At 41.2% G+C, this 2,331-nt stretch carries 3 protein-coding genes; all 3 read left to right on the top strand.

Annotated features, from left to right (window positions below):
* The coding region (locus tag DKW60_RS23860) for a hypothetical protein (RefSeq protein ID WP_219988869.1) at positions 1-883 on the top strand (883 nt) is incomplete at its 5' end.
* A complete protein-coding gene (locus DKW60_RS22035) occupies positions 873-1,415 on the top strand; it encodes a hypothetical protein (RefSeq protein ID WP_146203554.1) in 543 nt (180 codons plus the stop codon). The genes DKW60_RS23860 and DKW60_RS22035, both read left to right, overlap by 11 nt.
* A 64-nt stretch (positions 1,416-1,479) precedes the next feature.
* The coding region (locus DKW60_RS22030; RefSeq protein ID WP_219988868.1) for a hypothetical protein at positions 1,480-2,331 on the top strand (852 nt) is incomplete at its 3' end.

Genomic DNA, 2,331 nt, shown 5'->3' with positions numbered 1-2,331 from the left:
AGCTGCAGGCTTTTTAGGTGGAATCGCCAGTGGCGCTAGTCTGAAGGGTGCACTGAAAGGTGCGCTGTTTGTTGGATTGACTGCCGGTGTTGCCAATTGGGTTGGGCATGGTGCTGGAGGCCTTTCACCTTTTGGTGGAGCGAGTTGGTTAGCCCATGGTATTACTCAAGGAGCGATTGCTGAATTACGAGGTGGCAAGTTTAAGCATGGCTTTATATCAGCGGTTGCAGGGCATGTTTCTGGTATTGTGACGCGTGGCATTGGAGGGATTCGCGCTGGCGCAATTGCTGCGCGAACAGCTGTTGCTTCTGTATTTGGTGGCTTGGCTACAAAGGCTACTGGTGGTAGTTTCCATGATGGTGCAGTGACTGCAGCAATTGTGCATTTGTTTAATGCTGAACTATCAGGAAGGCACGTTCCGTACAAAAAGGAAGGAAATAAAATTACAATTAAACAAGGAATAAAGTTTGTAGGCTTCAGTAAAGATCAGATAGATAAGTTTATTAAAAACGTCAATGGTAAATGGTCAGGTACTTTTGGTAAATATACTGTAGATACAGAGATAAGCAGTGTTAAAGATTCATTTTTTGTTGTTCATTTGGTGGATTCAAGCAAATTGGTAGACGGAAGCCGGGCATATGTGTTAGCTGGGCAAGGACAAATGTATATTGACTCAAAGAGTCTTTCAGGAAGTGTACCAGCTCATGAATTTGGTCATTTTTTAGGTATAGATGATCACTATACTGTTAAAACGTTTCCCGAGTTAGGGATGCGATTAGCTGTCCCTGATAGTGAATACTGGCGTGGAACAATGATGGGTGAGCGATTTGATAATGTAACTTATAAGGACGTTCAAGCATTGTGGGAGAACTATGATGAATAAACTATTTATATTATTTGTAGTAGCTATTATTTTTGGTTGTGTTTCGGTTAAAGCAGAGGGTGAGTGTGATTGCCATTACAAAAGTATGGTTGAAATTGTAAGTGGTGTTTCGCGAGAAGATTGGCAAAATGAAAACCGGGAGAAAGATGCTGATAAGGTAATTTGGGATACTAAAAAAGGGATAATGATTCCCGATGAGGATATCTACTTTGTGAAAGTTAACAAGATTCCGTTAGCAGTGATAGCGCTAAAAAGTGATGACACAGTTTTATTGACTGATGATTTAGCTAAAAACTATGCAGGAAAATATCTTCAAAAGAAAAATAAAAAAAATGGATTGTATCTTGTACGTGCTATGTTCGAAAATCTCACCGGCAGTGACTTCAATATTCATTGGTATCCAGATGATAAGATCCTAAAAGTGAGTTATTTTTCATTGGGTCCTTCTGGTGGGAAATTTTTCTCGCCTTTAGTTGTTAGTTTGCCTGATAGGCCTGAAAAAGTGGTTCTTGAGTTTGGAGGGGCTATATAGTTCATATAAGGCTTGTCTTCCTAGGATAAGGTGCCACTAGTAATTAAATTTCTGGATTAGTAACTTGTACGTATATGGGAAACACACTTCTGACATAGGCTCACTGTTATCGGGTATTCTTATCGTTTACTCATTTTCTCCATTTAATATTTGGCTTCTAGCAATCTTGTCGTTAGTTGCATTTCTGGTCATATGTCAGCGGACTAATACAGTCAAGCTGGCGATGCGAAGAGGCTTTTTATATGGTTTAGGGTTTTATGGTGCTGGTTCGTATTGGCAGTTTGCCTTTATAGGAACTTTCCCTGTCATCTACCAACCCATTATGTACTTTCTATTGGGTGGGATCATTTTTATTCTGATTTGTTTCCCTGTGATATATGCAGCGACCTTGGTTTGGGTCAAGCAATATACTTCACCCAGATGGATAATTGTGTTATTTCCCTTTGTTTGGTTGATTGGTGAGTGGGTTAGAACTTGGCTGTGGACTGGGTTCCCATACTACCAACTGGGTTTTGCATTTGTTGATACGCCTCTGGCTGGCTTCGCACCACTGGGGGGTGAGCTAGCGGTAACGTTGTCAGTGTTGGTATCTGTTTCATTGTTGGCTGGTTCGTTTATATTCAAAGCCAATAAAACAAGAATTGCTATGCTATCTACTTTGTTAATTATTTGGGCGGGTGGCGCGCAATTACGAACGATGGACTGGGGGACGGTGGGTGAAAGACCGCTAAAGATACGGTTAGTGCATGGTTCACCCGACCAGCTCAAGAAAACAAAACGCTACTACACCATCGATACAATTAAGCAATACCTTGCATATAGTGAAGTATTGCCACAACCAGACTTGGTGATCTGGCCAGAGTCATCTATTGCAATGGAGCTTCGCAGGGTATACCACTATCTAAAAGAAGGGGCT

The organism is Leucothrix pacifica, from assembly GCF_003172875.1.
Lineage (GTDB): Bacteria > Pseudomonadota > Gammaproteobacteria > Thiotrichales > Thiotrichaceae > Leucothrix > Leucothrix pacifica.
The sequence above is the reverse complement of the archived record's forward strand: the minus strand, read 5'-3'. Positions and strand labels throughout refer to the sequence as shown.